Source organism: Longibacter salinarum (genome assembly GCF_002554795.1).
In the GTDB taxonomy this organism is placed as follows: Bacteria; Bacteroidota; Rhodothermia; order Rhodothermales; family Salinibacteraceae; genus Longibacter; species Longibacter salinarum.
The window spans coordinates 282,577-300,555 of record NZ_PDEQ01000002.1; the positions used below are offsets into that span (position 1 = coordinate 282,577).

The window sequence follows — 17,979 nt, forward strand, 5'->3', positions numbered from 1 at the left end:
TCTTGATGGTCCGAGGACAGCAACGTGACCAAAATATACTCGGCTTCAACAGCGGGCGTTGAATCCCGAGATCGAGAACGGTCAGAATCTGTTTAACATCCACGTGCGGCTATGCCTTCGCGGAGTGCCTGGACCGGTGATGACAAAATCGAGGACATTCAGGCCTTCGCCTTCTCGATTAAGGAAACGGAATAACGCGGAGACGTTCGATCGTCTACCCCTATCCCGCATCATTCCATACCCCCGCACCCGTCTTGATGACGTACTTCTCCGATGTCCTGCAGCGTGTCTATGTCTTGCTGCTGTTTTTTCTGGTGATGTCGCCTGTATCCGTTCTCGCTCAAGAGGAGACGGAGGACGCAGAAGCAGACACGACGACGGCCATGCAGGTTCGCATGGATCCGATCGAAGTGACGGCGACGCCTTTTCAAATCACGGGCGAGGCTGCTTCGTTCGCCGTGACGGCGCTGGAGCGAACGGAACAGGACCTGAACACCTCACCGTCCCTCAGTCTGGAGCGCGTTGCAGATGGTATTCCCGGGCTCTTTGTCGGTAGCCGCGAGCACTACGCGCTGGGCGACCGGCTGACGATCCGCGGGCTCGGCTGGCGCGCGCAGTTCGGCGTTCGGGGCGTGCAGGTGCTCCTCGATGGCATACCACTCACGGTGGCCGATGGACAGGCGATGATCGGCATTGTCGACCCATCGTTCGTGCGCAGCATCGAGGTCATTCGTGGTCCAGCCTCGACGTTCTGGGGGAACGCGAGCGGGGGTGTGGTCGCCCTTTCCACGAAACCGGAGCGTGGAGCCCATCTCGGTCGTGCAAAGGTCACGGGCGGGTCATACGGCCTGATCAAGACGGACCTGCAGGTTACGCCGGACGTCGGCAAGCACCGCCTGAGCATGTACGGCTCGTACCTCGGACAGGAGGGCTACCGGGCCCACAGCCAGACGCAGCTCTTTCGGTACGGTCTGACCGGCAACCTGCGCCTCACCGACGACAGTGGGATCAAGACGATCGCGGCGCTTCAATACATGCCGCGGGCGCAGAATCCGAGCACGCTCGACGCTGAGGCGGCGGCCGATACGCCGCGAGAAGTGCGTGATGCGGTGCGCACGTTCGACACCGGAAAGACCGCAACGCAGGGACAGGTGGGGGCGACCTATTACAACGACGTGGGAGTGGGCACGATCAATACGACGCTTTACGGCATCATCCGCGACCTGGAGAACCCGATCCCGTTCGGCTACATCGATTTGAGCCGCCGCGTCGGTGGTACGCGCGTCACGCTTGAGAGCGACAACGGACCGGATGGCGAGCGCCTGGAGTGGGGCTTCGGCGCCGAAGGCAAGGTGCAGCGCGACGATCGGCGCGAATTCGGGAATCAGGACGGTGAGCCCACGGACATCGAGCTGGATCAGCTCGAAACGGTCGACAACGCCGCACTCTTCGGTCGGGCCTCTTACCCGCTCGGTCGTGTGCGACTGAGTGCGGGCGTCCGCTACGACTGGATGCGGTTTGAGGCGGACGACAACCTGAACGACAACGACGGGGCGCGCACGTTTCAGACGTTTAGTCCGTCGGTGGGACTTTCGGTGGATGTGGGCACGGCTCGCTTCTTTACCAATGTAGCCAGCGGGTTGGAGGCGCCGACGGCCAACGAACTGAGCAACAGAGCCGACGGCCGCACGGGATTCAATCCTCAACTTGACCCGGAGAACATCTGGGGCGTAGAAGTCGGCGTGCAGGGCGTTTTCCCATCGTATCGCTTCGGGTACGATCTGGCTATTTTCGGCACGCGTGTCAGCGATCTTTTGGTGCCGCGACAAGGGGCCAATGAGCAGACCTTCTTCCGCAACGCCGGCGAGACGCGACATACAGGCGTTGAATCTGCGCTTCGCTGGTCAGCGACGGATTGGATGGACGTGAGGGGGAGCTACACGTTCGTGAAGGCGGAATTTACAGACGCAGAAACGGCCGATGGCTCCTCGCTCAATGGAAACCGCATTCCCGGCGTGCCGCCGCACATGTTCAGCGGGTCAATCGACATCCGCCGCAACGGGATCGGAGGGATGATCCGAGCCAACGGGCTGAGTGACTACGAGGTGGACAGCGAGAATACGGCGGAGAACGACGGATACGTTCTCTTCGATCTGCAGTTGAGCTACACCGCACAAGTTGGAGATCTCTCGATCTCCCCGTTCGCAGCCGTAAATAACGTCTTCGACGTGCGATACAACGACACCGTCGTTAATGCCTTTGGCGGGCGTTTCTACGAGCCGGCTGCCGGTCGTAACTACCGCATCGGGATATCGGCGAGTTTTGACTAGGGCGACAGAACTGTGCCTCGAAATACAGCGTCAGCTTTCTCTATGCCCAACATCGCACAAGATCGTCTGCCGCCATGCCGAAGTCGTTGAGAAGGAGGGGAAGACGTGCCGTGGCACGCGATCGATCAGCAAGGCGCACCCGTGGCGAGCGAAGACGTCGATTCGGTCCCCAGAACGCGACGCGAACCGATCAGCATCGCCTCGGACTCTCGATGTAGGCTCGCTGGAGATCCGACATTGTCAGTTTGCAGAACCCGCTTGTGGTACGCGGACTTCTCCTAGCAGACCGAACTGGAACAGCGGACGGCGTCGCGCTGGACAACCAGATCAGATCGGCGTTGAACGGACCCCCCACGTTCAACCGGTTCAAGCCGGCTGTAGAATCACTTCGTCAGTCTATCTTCATGCGAGATCTCGATCGTAAAGTCGGATTCCGAAGATGAGATCATTGTGGCGGCGACCAGGACGTAGTACGTTTTGTCCGAGTTCTCCACCACCATATCAGTGACCGTGTCAGAGCTGTTGGCCGCGTTGTTCCAGCAGTTCGTGTTGGATGACTTTGTGTAAGGATAGATCTGTACGTAGCTCTTCGAGTCGCTGGTACTCGCTTTGATCTCGAGATCGATCCGGTCGGCTCCCGTCTGGACCTCGACGGCGGCAACGTGCCCTGTCAACTTAGACGCGCTGATCGTTTCTTGCTTCGGGCTCGTTCGCGCGCCGGCGTCATACGAAACGGTCGTGGGTGAGACTGCGCTCGAATCGATGACACATTCGCTGTTGAGTGCCCCGCTGTATCCTGACGTGATCTCCGCAGTAAACGCTTGATTTCGCACCCAGTCCCAGTGATCGTCGGCCAGAGAGTAGAGTTCGTCGACCTTCTTGGCCGTCGGTTTATTCGTTCCGTTGGACTGCTGGTCGAACACCGGCTCCAGAATATCGGCCGGCGTCGAGGAACGGCTACTGATCAGGTGCACCCAGAAGTCCTGCGCACGATACTCGGGGTAGTCCGGCTTGCCTGAAACCTCCGTCAGCGGTGTGTCGATGGCCCGGAGCGACGTGTTCGCCCGCTCCACGTTGGATGCATTGGAATTCGTGGATTCGGTCAGCTCAGCTGTCGCCTCAATCACCCAGTCCGGCCGCTGCTTGGGTAGCTTGCTCCAGCTAATCGGCGCGTAATTGTACTGTATGGCGTGAAAGAATTCGTGTCGGGTCGTGCTTTCCGAGGGATCGCCGCCCGAGCTGGGGTCGAAGCACGTGATGGCTTTGTTGGTGAGGGAAAGGTATTTCCCGGCTGTGTCGCCTTTACACCAGGCTTTCCCCTTTTTCTTGATGATCCAGATGTACTTGTTGCCGAAGACCGGCGTTCGAAGGTCCGGCTTCTTGAAGTCAGAGACGTAGTCGTCGTAGACGTCAACCAGGTAGTTCTTGACGTCGGACTTCTCGTCGGAGCCGCATCCGCTTCCCCCGAATCCTTTGCACTTGACCTTGAAGTCGCTTGTACTGGCTTTCTCTGTAGGCGCGCGCTTGGAGAAAGAGGTTTGGATCTTATCCAGAAGCGTGGAGCCTGAAGTACCCTCCATGGACGGAGCGTTATAATCGCTGTTCTCGACGACGCCAAAGACGATTCCGTTGCCGACGACAAAACGCGTCGGCACAACCAGAAGGTCTCGCTCCGGTTCGTAGGCGCCGGGAAGAACGTCCCAGCCGTAGCCCTCGGAGGATGCCTCGTCCGTTGTATACTCCCGCGGAATCCGGACGGCGAGGGCAATATTCGACGGATCCGCGTCGTCGGGGACGGGGAGAGCCGTGTAGAGAGGCGGCGTATCGGCGGAAAGGTCAACGTCTCGATCCCCCGACACCCGGTAGAACATGTCGGGACTGTTCGCTTCCTCGGGCAGAAGGGATTCGGCTTCGGGATCCTGAGTTTTCCGACTCGATATCGCGACCGGCTCTTCGATTGACCCCTCGCTCGCAACCATGTACACGCCGTCGTCCGTCTTGGCTGCGTCGCCGGCCTCAAGTGTTTGGTCCACGTCCGGTGCGTTCGAACTCGTGCTGTCGCAGCCCGCTGCCAGAAGTCCCACAATCAGCGGTAATAAGAGAAAACCGATGACGCTACGAACGTGGTCGAACGGGGATAGAGATGCCAATCTGGCTTTCGAAGTCTGAAACATCATGCATAACCGGTCCAACTTGACCGGCATCATTTGCAAAGACTACGTACAGGGAAAGCTACGTTTTCTCATCAGTGCGGAAACGTAAACGCTGATCTGGTGGAATCTCAAACAATGGTGTGAAGTGTGGGTGAAGCTACGGTGTGTCGTAACCGTCTTATCTATCGATGGGTGCAACTGCATCCGCCTGCTATTCTGAAAACAATCGTACGCGTCCACATTGACCATTTTGATGGAATGAGAACGTGTATCGTGGGCGGGTTTGGTAGCACGAGGCCATTATGACATTCGCCATTTTGGAATGGAAGGCGTATAAATACAAAAAACCCTTCTCGATCACGCCGAAGCGTATCAAGAAGGGTTTTTCTGTGTGCCCGAGAGAGGACTCGAACCTCCACGGCCTATAACGGCCACATGGCCCTCAACCATGCGCGTCTACCAATTCCGCCACTCGGGCATTACGTCAAAAAATCCGCATCCGAAGGGCCGAGAGTGGAGGTGAGGTCCGTCTCCGACGCGTTTCGAATGCGAGGTGCTACCAGTGACTCCGGCAGGGCTCGAACCTGCGACCCGCTGGTTAAAAGCCAGCTGCTCTGCCAACTGAGCTACGGAGTCATTCCCGTTTCGGGCTTTACATCGTACAACAGCTTATGCCTCGATGCAAAACAGGTTCTCGTGAAGACACCTGTTTTCGCTTGAAGCGTTTGTGAGGCAATCCGACCGTCTCGCGACGTTCGCGTCTGTTGCAAGTCCCTTTTACGGTCGGGGAGCACAAGGTTCTCTTGGAGGAGACGGTTTCACGGTGGATTTACGGAGCCGGGCTTTCGGAGGGCCGATCAGGATGAGCGCGAGATTATTTTCCAGATCTGATGCATTGGACGACGGAGGACGAGAATGCCGTCCAGGAGCGTCCGGTCGTAATTGATAAAGCCCTGTGCGGTGTAAATCTCGGTGGGCGTGCAATCGATCAGGAGCTTTACTTCGCGATCGCCGTGACGGTAGTCGCGCGTCAGGATTAGGCCGACGAGTCCGGTATCCGCCGTTCCGAGAAAGCAGTCGACGCCGTCCCCGTCGGTGCCAATGGTTTCAGGGACGAACCCGTAGTCGATGGGGTAGACGATCTCGGGGTAGTCCGGGTGCGGCTCATGCGCCGGTCGTTCAACCACGACGCCGCGGTCGCGAATCAGTCGGGACCAGCGTTCCCACGGAAAGTGCTCCTTCAGCATCGATCGATACGCGGAGCGGTTGCGCGGAAATCGTCGGGCGGAAGGCGTCAAGAGTACGGGGAAGTCGCGTACACATTGAAACGGTACCCGCGCTGCCTAACAGTTCACAGCGCGGGGCGACCGATTACGTTAGCTGGCCAGGCGCGAGTGCGTGCGCTGTGGCGGCTCCACGTCGTCGGGAAGCTCGAGACGAATGTGGAGCTCCTTGAGCTGCTGTGGGTCCACCCAGTCCGGCGACTTCACCATCGGCTCCTGTGCCGACTGCGTCATCGGGAAGGCAATGACATCCCGAAGGGAGTTCGCTCCGGCAAGAAGCATGACGAGGCGGTCGAGGCCGAAGGCGATGCCACCGTGGGGCGGAGCGCCGTAACGGAAGGCGTCGAGGAGGAAGCCGAATCGATCCTGCGCCTCTTCCTTGCCGATGCCGAGAACGTCGAACATCTTCTCCTGGATATGCCGCTGGTGGATACGGATGGATCCTCCGCCGATCTCGTTGCCATTCAGCACGAGGTCGTAGCCGCGGGCTCGTGCTTCGTCCGGTGCATCATCCAGCTTGTCAAGATCGTCGGGGTGAGGCGACGTAAACGGATGGTGCAGCGCCACGTAGCGGTCTTCCTCTTCGTCATGCTCGACCAGCGGGAAGTCCGTGATCCAGAGGAACTGGTCATCGCCTTCGCCCGGTTCTGGCACGAGGTCCAGCTCTTTCGCGACGTGGAGACGCAGGTGACCGGATTGCTTGTACACAGTGGGGGCGTCGCCGGCAAGGACGAGGACGAGGTCCCCGGTCTCCGCGCCGACCTGCTCGACCGCCTGCTCGACGTACTCCGTCGGTAGCGCGTTCTCGCTCACGTTCTGCTGGATACCCGATCCGTCGGACGGCAGCTTGAAGTAGATCAGGCCCGCTGCGCCGATGTCCTTCGTGACGTGGTCCTCGAGTCGGTCCATCGCGGAGCGGCCGCGATCGCCTTCGCCCGGGACGCGGATCGCGATGATCTTGCCGCCGCTGTCGACGATGCTTTCGAAGACGCGGAAGCCGCACTCGGCGAACACGTCGCTGACGTCATTCAGCTTCAGGTCGAAGCGGACATCGGGTTTGTCCGATCCGTACGTTTCGAGCGCCTCGCGGTACGGCATGCGCGGGAAGGGCGTCTGGAGCTCCACATCCTTGATATCCCGCCAGAGCGCGGCCATCAGCCCTTCCATCAGGTCATAGATGGTTTCCTCCGTCGCGAACGTCATCTCGACGTCAATCTGGGTGAACTCGAGCTGCCGATCGGCGCGGAGCGCCTCGTCGCGGAAGCACTTCGTGATCTGCACGTAGCGATCGAGTCCGCCGACCATGAGGAGCTGCTTGTAGGTCTGCGGCGACTGCGGCAGCGCGTAGAACCGGCCGGGATGCATGCGGCTGGGAACCAGAAAATCGCGCGCCCCCTCTGGCGTCGACTTCGTCAGGACCGGCGTTTCGATTTCCAGAAAGTCATGCTCGTCGAAGAAGCGGCGTGTCGTCTGGTAGAGACGGTGACGCAGCGCGAGGTTCTTCTGGAGCTCGGGGCGGCGCAGGTCCAGATACCGGTGCTTCAGGCGCAGGTCTTCATTCGCCTCTACGCGCCGGTCGTCGTGGGCCGTGACGACGAAGGGCGTCGTTTCGCTCGTGTTGAGCACGCAGATGTCGTCGACGGACACCTCGATGTGGCCCGTCGGCAGGCTGTCGTTTTTGGCCGAGTCGGAGCGATCCTGCACCGTCCCCCGAATGCTGATGACGTCTTCGCTGCGAAGCTTGCCTGCAATGTCGTACGCCTCCTCGTTCATCTGCGATGAGAAGACGATCTGCGTGAGTCCATGCCGGTCGCGCAGGTCGATAAACACGAGCCCACCGAGGTCGCGGCGCGTGTCCACCCAGCCTTTGAGGACGACCTCTTCTCCCGAATTCTCCGGACGAAGGTCGCCGCAGGTGTGCGTGCGGGTGCCGTGCGTGTCGGCAGCGATCAGGTCGGATCGAGGGTGTTCAGACATGAGCAGGAGTCGGGAAAGAAGCGGACGAGATCAGTAAACGGCGGTTGGTGCGCCGCAGGCCGGACAAACAAGGCCGGGGCCTGGGTAGACAGACACCATTAGAATAGCATGATCCGAACGGCAGAGGAAAGCCCCGGTTCATCCTCACCGTGAATTTAGATGCAGAATTAGACAGAGAGCAGGTTGTGACCTACCTTTGTCAACAGTATTATGAACCTGTTACGCACGCGGAACGGTTCCGTAGTACGTTTTCTTTTTGCTGGACCCTCCGCGATCTCCGAGTGGCCCACCGGCTGCAGGTGTACAATACTTACTGTACTCCAACGTCCTGCAGGTAGGTCTGGTACTCGGTCCCCGGCCGTCGCGCCGAGTTGTTCGCCCTTTTTCGACGCATCCCATCCCTATGGCTTCGAACAATCCCTCCTCGACGCCCTCGCCGTCATCGGCGGGTGCCGACGCATCTACTGCTACGCTCGACAAGAGCTTTTTCGGTCATCCAAGCGGTCTTGCTACCCTCTTCTTTACGGAGTTGTGGGAGCGGTTCAGCTACTACGGCATGCGGGCTCTGCTCGTCCTGTTCATGACCGCTGCTGCTGCAGGCGCGAATCCGGGCCTGGGCTTCGATACCGCAAAAGCGACGGCCGTCTACGGCCTCTACACCTTCTTCGTCTACGTTCTGTCACTCCCCGGTGGATGGGTCGCGGATAACATCTGGGGGCAGCGGCGCGCAGTGCTCGTGGGTGGCGTCATCATCGCGGCCGGACACTTCACCATGGCAGGGCCGATCATCGGTCTGCCCGACGTGTCCACGTTCTACCTTGGACTCGCTCTGATCGTAGTCGGAACGGGCTTGCTGAAGCCGAACGTTTCCTCGATGGTTGGCGATCTGTACCCGGAAGGGGGAGCCCGACGTGATGCCGGATTCTCAATCTTCTACATGGGCATTAACATCGGCGCCATCCTCGGTCCGCTACTTTGCGGTTGGCTCGCGGAGTCGGGAATGCTGGGCTTTGAAGCGAACTGGCACGCCGGGTTCTCCCTCGCTGGCTTTGGCATGCTCGCAGGTCTGATTTCGTACCAGATCGGTTCGGATCGTCTTGGTGACGCTGGTCTGCTCGAGACGGATAAAACGCCGTCAGAGCTGCAGTCGACGAAGCGCAATTTCTATTTTGCGGCACTCGCTTTCGCGCTGGTGATTGTCGGCGTCGGATACCTGCTCAGTGTTGGCGCTCTGGGAATTACGCTCCAGGAGCTCGCTGCGTACCTCGGATATCTGGTTGTTGCGATCACGGTCGGATTCTTTGGGTATATCATTTTCTTCGGAGGACACACGCAGCAAGAGCAGAAGCGACTCGGTGTCATCTTCTGGCTATTCATTCTGGCCGCCGTCTTCTGGAGCGGCTTTGAGCAGGCAGGCTCGTCGTTGAACCTGTTCGCTAAAGAGCTGACAGATCGTGACATCATGGGCACGCTGGTTCCAGCCAGCACGCTCCAGCTCATCAACCCGCTGTTCATCGTCATCTTCGCTCCAATCTTTGGCGGGCTCTGGACGTGGTTGGCCAATCGGAGTCAGAATCCGTCGATCCCGGTCAAGTTTGGTCTTGGTCTCTTCGGTCTTGCAGGCGGTTTCTTCGTTCTCTCCTGGGGAGCGGCGAATGCCACGGCGCAGGACCCGGTCACACCGGCCTGGCTCATCGTGACGTATTTCCTTCACACCTGCGGTGAACTCTGCCTCTCCCCAGTCGGTCTTTCATCGATGACCAAGCTCGCGCCGGACAACCGCGTGGGGCAGATGATGGGTATCTGGTTTGTCGCTGCGGCGCTGGGTAACCTCTTCGCCGGACTGCTGGCTGGACAGCTCGAAGCGCTGTCCCCGAGCAACCTGTTCTGGATGGTTGCATGGATCACAAGTGGTGCTGGTATCGTGGCGCTCGTCGCGTCGCCGTTCGTTAAGCCGCTCATGGGTGACGTGGAATAAATCAAGCCCGAAATGCGGAGTGTGAAGGTCGAAGTGGCCTTCGCTCCTGCATTCTGTGACTGTACGAAAAGGCCTCTCCTGCTCCGGCAGGGAGGCCTTTTCTAGTGGGAAATGCGAAATTTGGAATGCGAAATGGTACCTCTGGACGTTTGGCGGTCCCATCGCAGATAGCCTATCCCGTAAAGGAAAATCCAACCAACCACCCACAACAAACGACTGACCAACCCCCACTCATTCAACAACGGCAGAATTTCCGGGCAAGCAGATGACTTTGACGAGGATCATGCCGACGTTGACACCACGTTTTTCTGCCTTCCCTCACGCCTCGAATCCATGGACCGCCTGACCATCGCCCTTCGCCGTTTACCTCACGCCGACGGGCTTGACCTGCCGTCGCACGAAACGGATCTCAGCGCCGGAGCCGACTTGCGTGCTGCCGTCCCGGAGGATGAGCCGGTCGTGTTGCCGTCCGGAAAGTGGAAGTTGATCCCGACCGGTGTGCAGATCGCGCTTCCGGCCGGGTACGAGGGGCAGGTGCGGCCGCGTAGCGGACTCGCGTACCGGCACGGCGTTACGGTTCTGAACAGCCCGGGCACGATCGATGCCGACTACCGCGGCGAAGTCAAGGTCCTCCTCATCAATCACGGCCCGGATGCTTTCACGATCGAGCGCGGGGAGCGTATCGCGCAGCTCGTCGTTGCCCAGCACGCCAGCGTCGAGTGGATGGAGCAGGACTCGCTCGAAGAAACCGTTCGAGGCGCCGGCGGCTTCGGCTCGACAGGGAAGAAGTAGGGATTAGTGGATGGTGTATTGTGGGTTGTTAATAGGATTGACCCCGACAGGAATCGCCTCATCGATCAGGGGCAATCCAATTCACTACCAACCATTAACCATGTACCGTAAACGCCGCCTCCAACGCATGATGGCTGGAGACGGCGCTGAGGGGGACCTCGAGATCCGGATGTGTTGCCAGTCTAGAAGTGCGGCGTAATCCGGAGCCAGATGGACGGACCGGAATTTGCTTCCGGGACGTCGCGCAGTGGCCACGTGACGTCCAGGCGAACGGCGCGGTCGCCGAGGCCGATGCCGAAACCCGCGGAGGGCAGCACGTCGTTCATGTCGAACGCCTCACCGGGCTGGCCGACCCATCCTGCATCTCCGTGGATCGCGACATACAGGTCGTCGAGAATATCGTCAACAAGTGTAGCGCCGTCGATGATGAACTCGGCGTTGGCGAGGAGAGACTTCGTCCCGATGACAGAATTCTGTCCGTAGCCGCGCATGCTACCGATTCCACCGAGGTAGAACAGCTTCTGTGCCGGGGCGTCGGAGGTTGCATAGCCACCGCGAAGGCGGAGGGCGAGCCGTGTGTCGTACGAGGTGGGGAGGTAGACGCGACCGTCGGCCGTGTAGCGGTTGTATTGCAGGTCCTCGGTTGGCGACGAGTCGAGCCAGTCGTCCTGTCCGGAGAGCCCGTGACCGATCTCTGCGCTCACGCGTAGCGCTCCACCGGTAGGCAGACCGTCGAAGTCGCGGATGTGTCCGGCGTCGAGGGCGAACACAGCGGCTGTAGAGCGACCCGCTTCCGCACGCGGGTTGGCGCTGAATCCGTCCCCGTCGAAGATCGACCAGGTGGTCCGGGTTCGGAGCGGGCTTTGCAACTCGGTCTGGACGCCTGCAGACAGGCGCACCGATTGTGCGATGTGCTGAACGGCGTAGACGCTCGCTCCGCGCGCCTGGTAGTAGTTGAAGAAGTCATGGCCGAAGATGAGGCCAGCGAGCGAGTTCTCCAGATAGGAGGTTTTCCAGGCGTCTTCCGTGAACGTGTTGTAGTAGCCCTTGACGCCGAACTTGAGAGCGTGACGAGGAGCCGAGTACACGCGAAATTCCGTGCCGCCGGTCGCTCGAATCCGGTTCAATTCGGTCGCGAAGCCGAACTGGCCGAACACCCTTGCCCGGTCGTTCGATTCGAGGTCGAGCGAATTTCTTTGAACGCCGATCGTCAGACCTTCCACCCGATTGTAGCGGATGGGTGGAGCGTCGCGGTCGACGATCGCGGTGCTCCGGTAGGGCCATGACTCCGCGTTGCCCACGTAGTCGCCGCCGTGGGTTCGGACGACGCGACCGGGGTAGACCGAGCCGATCCGGCGTTCCCACGGCTTGGGGTCGGATTCAGCGTCCGGTGCGTTTCCGTCAGACGAGTCGGCGACAGCCTGATAGGAGGGAGGAGGAGCCGGCTGGCTCGAGGCCGGAATCGCCATCAGCAGAAGTAGAACACTGACAGCGAAAAGAGCGATCGAGAGCGCGTATGCGGTCGGGTAGGAGCGGGTGGCGACGTTCATGACAGAACCAGCGGTCGAAGTGAAAGTGGAGCGTCAGCGGCTCGAAGGGAGGGTGACGAAGGTGCTGAGATAGCCGCGTACCGATGATTAAAGGTAACGGTACACATCCGATTTCTCCGGCGCGCGGACAGTCACTCTGGGTCGGAATGAATCATAAAAAGCACGTTCAGTGCAGGCGTAGTGTTACTGGATTTGGAAAGCAAATCGGGGCGAACGTGAGGGCACCGATAGCGTACGTTGCAAGCGAAATGACGTGGCCACAGGGACTGCGGAGTTTCGAGCGATCACGTCGTCTCCATTCAGTCATTTTCAACCAGAACCTGAATCTGTATGGCGAATTCCGAGCGGTTAACACGGAGGGCACCGGCCAAAATTAATCTTGGTCTCCACGTGTTGCGGAAGCGCGACGACGGGTATCACGATATTGAGACCGTTTTCCACCGGATCGGCTGGTCCGATGTCGTTTCCGTCGAACCGGCGGATCGGCTGTCGATGACGTGCTCCGATCCGGATCTTCCCACGGACGAGGCCAACCTTTGCATGCAGGCCGCGCTCGACCTGCAGGATGCAGCGGGCGTTATGGCGGGAGCGCAGATTCATCTGGAGAAACGGGTGCCCTATGGCGCGGGGCTGGGCGGCGGTTCGAGTGATGCGGCAATAACGCTCCTCCTGCTCGCAGACCTGTGGCTGTCGGCGGATGACGCGGGAGAGCTTCCCCGTGCGGAGGTGCACGCGATGCTGCGTGACGTGGCCGCCGGCGTGGGTTCGGACGTGCCGTTTTTCCTGGAGGATCTGCCTGCAGCGTATGCGACCGGTCGGGGGGAGATCTTGGAGCCGCTACGAGCAGAGGTGGGCGGGTTCGAGCTGGATGCGCCGCTGGTAGTGGTCGTGCCGCCGGTTGAGGTCTCGACCCCGGATGCGTATGGACGGGTGACGCCGCGTGAGAACGAGCGACCGGACCTCCGATCCCTGGTCGCGTCAGCCGATGTCACGCGCTGGCGACGCGAACTCGTGAATGACTTTTCTGCAACGGTACTGGATGCCTACCCGGAAGTGGCGAGCGCCCACGACATGCTCGTAGAGATGGGCGCAAGCTACGTCTCCCTTTCCGGGTCGGGGTCCGCTGTCTACGGTGTTTTCGACGACAGCACGAACGCAGATGCGGCGGAGGTGCAGGCGCGAGCACGTGGGTACGAGGTCGGACGGGGAGTGTAAGCCCTATCTTGGCACGTGCTGGGGGCAAAAGAAAAACGCTCCGGTGCCAGGGCAGGCGCCGGAGCGTTCGTAGATCAGAAGCTTCTGGGCAGATCAGATGCGGGAGAAGTGCTGGTCGTCTTCCTCCTCGTCGTCGCTGCTAACCATGTAGTCGTCCATCGGGACTTCGAGATAGGCCATGAGCCAGTCGAGGGCCCAGACCTGTTTCTCCATCCCATCCCATTCATAGCCGGTTTGGATGCGGTCGGCCACCTTTTCCCAGTCGACGGTCCACTCCTTGTCGATGTGGAAGGAGAACTGGTGGTCTTCGGTTTCGAAGTAAATTGCCCCTTCCTCCGGGTCGTAGATCGACTCCGCGCCATCGTCTTCGCGGGCCATCTGTGCTCCGAGCACGACGAGCGGGACCTTGAACCGGTAGTCCATCTTGTGAACCCGCTTCGCCTGACCGTTGAGGTAGTTGGCGAGTGTCACGCATCCATCACTTGATTCCAGGGCAGCCTCCGCGGCCTCCCGCGTTGGCTCATCCGCCTCGATTTTATCGAGGGCATCCTGGACGACAGGCCAGATCTTGACCGGCTCGTCGTTCTTGGTGGTGTTCTCCTTGCGGGGGATGTCGACAGTGCGCTCTTGAATCGTCACGGGTCTGAGTACGTCAGTTGGGCGGATGCGGCCAGGTCCATCGAATCGAGCCGAGGGCTCGGAGCCGCGTATCGAGTTTGCTTGGAAATACCGTACGTAGGATTACGGCGAACGGTTCGCCTGTGTCTACGACGTTTTGCGTAACAACCGGTCAAGCGGTGACCGGATGGCGCTGGTTGTTCTGAATGTTACGTTTCGGTTGGCATGAACGGACATTGCTCGGGCAAACGTTTACCGACACCTTACTGGCGCGTTGTGTCGAGTTCATTCTGGAGGGTGAGGGCTGCATTGACGAGGTCGTCCTCCATGTCTTGTAGTTCGTCGTGCTGGCCCACGTACTGCCGCATCGCGTCCTCCAGGTCGGAGTCGCGCGTCACCACCGTACGGCGTCGTCGCTCGGACGGGTCGACGCTGCGTTCGATGGCCGCCACCTTTTCCGCATCAGCAAGGGCGTCTCGGATTCGAGCGGAATCGACGACGGCGATCTGTGATTCATCGACACGGTACCGCACGCGAACGATTGCATCGGTTACGTCGTGCTTCTCAATCGCCTGCAGGATGAGCTCCGTCGGGTCCGGCGTATCGCGAGCATCTACATAGACAGCAATGAATGGGCGCGCGGGCGTCGGCTCGAACGACGTTGACGTACGCGACGACATTCCCGGGGCGGCCTCTGTGTCAATCGTAACGAGAACCGAGCCCTTCGTTTCGTCCCGTTCCTTAAAGGTCACACGTTCCACGCTTCCGGAGTACACGACGGGCGGGTGGCCCTCGGGATTCCGGTTCTGAAACTGATGAATGTGCCCGAGCGCAACGTAGTCGATCGGCGACAATGCTAACTGGCCTACCGTGAACTTCGGCTCGGAGGCTATGAGGCTCGTTCGTTCCGATCCTGACAGTTCAGAGCCTTGCACCGTCACATGGCCGGCAAGAATCGTCGCATTCTCGGGAGAGAGAGGCACGTCCTCTCCGTCCTTCGTCACACCGACGCCACGGGATCGAATGTCATCTGTCCGTCGCTGAACGTAGGTCACGTACAACTCCTCGATGAAGGCTTTCAACTCATCCGGCTTCATCTTCCGGTACTCGTCGCGCGAAATGATCTGACTCCGGACGGGCCACGGGAGCGGAATGAGTTGGAGCGGTCCGCTCTTCGTCGGGATGACGGGTACCTTCTGTGCTGGCTTCGAGAAGAAGTGGACGTCTCCGTCGAGAAATTCGAAGATGTCGAGGGAAGAGGCGCGCCCAAAGGTAACCGGGTGATCGTGGTTGCCGACGATGAGAATGATTGGGATGTCTGCATCCGCGACGGGCTGCAGGGTTTCCGCAAATATTTTCTGCTGGGTCGGCGTCGGGTCGGCTGTATGATAGGCGTCGCCGCTAAATAGAAACGCGTCCACGTCCTCGTCCAGTGCGCGCTGGACGACCGCCTCGAATGAGTGTTTCACGTCCAGCAGCCGCGTGTTGAGTCCCGTCGCAGAGTCGCGACTGCCGTACGTCTTCACTCCCAGGTGAATGTCGGCCGTGTGGAGAACGCGCATGGTCGAGCGAGTGAAAGAGAAGTGGGAGAAGAAAGGAGACAGGGAGTGAAGGGCAGGTGCTCCGAGGCTGAAAGGAGCGTTTACCAGCCGAAGCGATCATCGCGATCGGATCCCTCGTCCTGACGGTTGCCTTCAGGGCTGCCGTAATCTTCGACCATCGGGAAGGTCGTTTCCGGCAGCTTCACGCTATCGGATTCGGCGAGGCCCTGGTAAAAGTCGCCGACGAGGAAGAGCGCCGAGTGGGCGCCCTGTCCCCACCAGTTCGTGCGGAAGGTGACCCGACGGTCGTTGAAGCCGACCCACGAGCCGGTCACCAGTTCGGGGTGCATCAGCATGAACCACGTATCAGCGGACTCTTGCGTCGTTCCGGTCTTGCCTGCGAGGTCGTATTTACCGAGGCCGAACTGCGTGCGGACGCGCATCCCAGTGCCATAGTCAATGACGCCACGCATCATGTCGACCACAGTGTACGCTGTGCGCTCGGATAACGCCTCACGCGGCGTCGGCTGGGTTTCGTACAGCACATTGCCGTAGCGATCCTCGATGCGCGTAACGGCCGTCGGCTCATGGTAAAGGCCACCATTGGCAAGCGTAGAGTATGCAGCGGCCATCTCGAGCAAGGTCACATCACTCGTTCCGAGCGCAATGGAGGGCACTTCCTGGAGTTCACTCTTAATGCCCATGCGGCGCGCGTAGGTCGCCACGGTCGACGGGTTGATCTCCAGCACCAGGCGGCTCGTGATCGTGTTCATTGAGCGCGCAAGGCCCTGGCTGAGCGTCATATCCTGGTTCGTTGATCCGCCGAAGTTCTCGGGCGTCCATGTCGTGTCCGCGCCGGTGTCCTCCCAGACCACCGTACTGTCCTTGAACGTGTCGTACGGGCTATACCCGTTGTCGATAGCTGCAGTGTAGGTGAACGGTTTGAACGTCGATCCCGGCTGGCGTCGAGCGATCGCGACCTTGTCGTACTTATCGGTCCGGAAATCACGGCCACCGATCCAGACCTTCACGTGCCCATTTCGTGGATCGATCGAGACCATGCCCGACTCGAGGCGCGTCCGGATGTTCTTCAGCGAATCGACGAACGACTCGGTCTCCTTCAGTTGCGCAAGGGCTTCCTCATCGCTGAGACCCTGATCGCGGAGCGAGCTGTAATGATCGGTTGATTGAATCCAGTCACGAACCACGCCAGACTTCGATTCCCAGAAATACCGGAATGGTTCGAAGTCCTCGCCCGGCGTTTTTTCGCGATACGGAGCGACGTTGGTAGAAAGCAGCGCACCGGAGCGCTCGCTCCATTCGTAATCGACAATCCGCTGCAGGTCCTTCATCTGCTGTTCGACGGCCGATCGCGCGATGGCCTGCATCTCGCTGTCAATGGTCGTATAGATGCGGAGACCATCAGCGTAGAGGTCGCGCCCGTTTTCGTCTGCCCAGTCCTCTGCCCAGTTGCGGACGTATTCCGCGAAGTAGGGCGAAAGGCTAGCGTAGAGCTCGGCAGAGTGGTATTTTGCTTCAACCGGTTTGTCCTTGGTCTCGGCGTAATACGACGGGTCGAGAAAGCCCCGCTTGACCATCTGCTGCATCACAACATTGCGCCGGAGACGCGCATTCTCAGGATTGCGAACCGGATTGTAGTAGGTCGTGGCTTTCAGGAGGCCGATCAGTGTTGCAGCCTGCCTCACCTCAAGATCTTTCGCCGACGTGCCATAGTACGTCCGCGCCGCCGCTTCGATGCCGAAGGCGTTCGATCCGAAGCTGACGGTGTTGAGGTACATTTCGATGATCTCCGGCTTCGTATACCGCCGCTCAAGCTCCACGGCGGTAACCATTTCCTTGAGCTTACGCGAGATTGTCACCTCACGGCCCACTTTCTCGTTGTATAGGTTTCGCGCGAGCTGCTGCGTAATCGTCGACGCACCGCGGAAGGTGCCGGTCATAATATCCGCGACCGCAGCAAAGATACCGCGCATGTCCACGCCCCAGTGCTCGTGGAAGCGGTGGTCCTCCGTCGCTACCAGCGCGTTGACGGCCGGTGTGGCGATGCTGTCGTAGCGGAGCCAGGAGCGGTTCTGCCGTGCGTAACGGGCAAGCTCTTCGCCGTCCGCCGTGTACGCAACGGTGGCAAGCTGAAACGTCGGGTTCTCCAGGCTCTGCGTAGACGGTAGGTCGCTTGAGACGATGAGCAGCCAACCGCTCAAAAAGAGCACGCCGGCGAGGACAGCCCCAACCAGCATCGATAGCAGAAACGCAGCCTGCCCCTTCCGGGGATCGTCGAACTTATCGTAGAAATAGCCACGGATGCCGCCGGGGGACGGCTTCTCGTGACCATTCTCCGATACCTGGCTGTCACGGACAGTCGGCTCGTTGAAATACTGGTCGAGTTCTTCTTCCGAGTAAGACCACTCAGACATGAGGCGTGGTTCGTCTAGGATGAGCCGGGTGCGACAGAAAAAACGGACCGGAGATCCGAATTCGTGTCCGGGCTCGATGAATAAGTACAACAGAACGGGCTCGGGCC

At 59.9% G+C, this 17,979-nt stretch carries 11 protein-coding genes and 2 tRNA genes; 4 read left to right on the forward strand and 9 right to left on the reverse strand.

Annotated features, from left to right (window positions below; genetic code table 11):
- The first annotated feature begins 257 nt into the window (after positions 1–257).
- The gene (locus tag CRI94_RS04690; protein WP_098074515.1) at positions 258–2,330 is read left to right on the forward strand and encodes a TonB-dependent receptor family protein; all 2,073 of its coding nucleotides are present in this window, start codon (positions 258–260) and stop codon (positions 2,328–2,330) included.
- Between the two features lie 383 nt (positions 2,331–2,713).
- Here CRI94_RS04690 and CRI94_RS04695 read toward each other — a convergent pair whose 3' ends face one another.
- From CRI94_RS04695 to aspS, 5 genes are all read right to left on the reverse strand, one after another.
- Positions 2,714–4,414 carry a hypothetical protein gene (locus CRI94_RS04695; protein ID WP_143815304.1) on the reverse strand — a complete coding sequence of 567 codons (1,701 nt, stop codon included), beginning with the start codon at positions 4,412–4,414 and terminating at the stop codon, positions 2,714–2,716.
- A 461-nt stretch (positions 4,415–4,875) separates the two neighbouring features.
- A tRNA-Leu gene (locus tag CRI94_RS04700) sits at positions 4,876–4,961 on the reverse strand.
- Between the two features lie 85 nt (positions 4,962–5,046).
- Positions 5,047–5,119: transfer RNA gene (locus CRI94_RS04705), tRNA-Lys, on the reverse strand.
- A 221-nt stretch (positions 5,120–5,340) separates the two neighbouring features.
- Positions 5,341–5,781, reverse strand: coding sequence for an inorganic diphosphatase (locus tag CRI94_RS04710; RefSeq protein WP_245846070.1), 441 nt, complete (start codon positions 5,779–5,781; stop codon positions 5,341–5,343).
- A 78-nt stretch (positions 5,782–5,859) separates the two neighbouring features.
- Positions 5,860–7,743, reverse strand: coding sequence for an aspartate--tRNA ligase (gene aspS / locus CRI94_RS04715; protein WP_098074518.1), 1,884 nt, complete (start codon positions 7,741–7,743; stop codon positions 5,860–5,862).
- A 403-nt stretch (positions 7,744–8,146) separates the two neighbouring features.
- Here aspS and CRI94_RS04720 point away from each other — a divergent pair, with 403 nt between their 5' ends.
- Complete coding sequence (locus tag CRI94_RS04720) at positions 8,147–9,721, forward strand: peptide MFS transporter (RefSeq protein ID WP_098074519.1); 1,575 nt, start codon at positions 8,147–8,149, stop codon at positions 9,719–9,721.
- A gap of 333 nt (positions 9,722–10,054) precedes the next feature.
- A complete protein-coding gene (dut, locus tag CRI94_RS04725) occupies positions 10,055–10,513 on the forward strand; it encodes a dUTP diphosphatase (protein WP_098074520.1) in 459 nt (152 codons plus the stop codon).
- Between the two features lie 182 nt (positions 10,514–10,695).
- Here dut and CRI94_RS04730 read toward each other — a convergent pair whose 3' ends face one another.
- The gene (locus CRI94_RS04730) at positions 10,696–12,063 is read right to left on the reverse strand and encodes a DUF5686 family protein (protein ID WP_098074521.1); all 1,368 of its coding nucleotides are present in this window, start codon (positions 12,061–12,063) and stop codon (positions 10,696–10,698) included.
- 330 nt (positions 12,064–12,393) lie between these two features.
- On the opposite strand from CRI94_RS04730, the gene ispE reads away from it, so the two are divergent.
- Entirely contained in the window at positions 12,394–13,278 is an 885-nt protein-coding gene (ispE, locus tag CRI94_RS04735; protein ID WP_098074522.1) for a 4-(cytidine 5'-diphospho)-2-C-methyl-D-erythritol kinase, read from the forward strand.
- 93 nt (positions 13,279–13,371) lie between these two features.
- Here the strand turns inward: ispE and CRI94_RS04740 are convergent, their stop codons facing one another.
- The 3 genes from CRI94_RS04740 to CRI94_RS04750 all read right to left on the reverse strand — a co-directional run bounded on the left by CRI94_RS04740 (position 13,372) and on the right by CRI94_RS04750 (position 17,872).
- Positions 13,372–13,917: a hypothetical protein gene (locus CRI94_RS04740; RefSeq protein ID WP_098074523.1), complete on the reverse strand. Its 546-nt coding sequence runs from the start codon at positions 13,915–13,917 to the stop codon at positions 13,372–13,374.
- Between the two features lie 242 nt (positions 13,918–14,159).
- A complete protein-coding gene (locus tag CRI94_RS04745) occupies positions 14,160–15,458 on the reverse strand; it encodes a metallophosphoesterase family protein (RefSeq protein WP_098074524.1) in 1,299 nt (432 codons plus the stop codon).
- A gap of 80 nt (positions 15,459–15,538) precedes the next feature.
- A complete protein-coding gene (locus CRI94_RS04750; protein WP_098074525.1) occupies positions 15,539–17,872 on the reverse strand; it encodes a penicillin-binding protein 1A in 2,334 nt (777 codons plus the stop codon).
- Between the last annotated feature and the right edge of the window lie 107 nt (positions 17,873–17,979).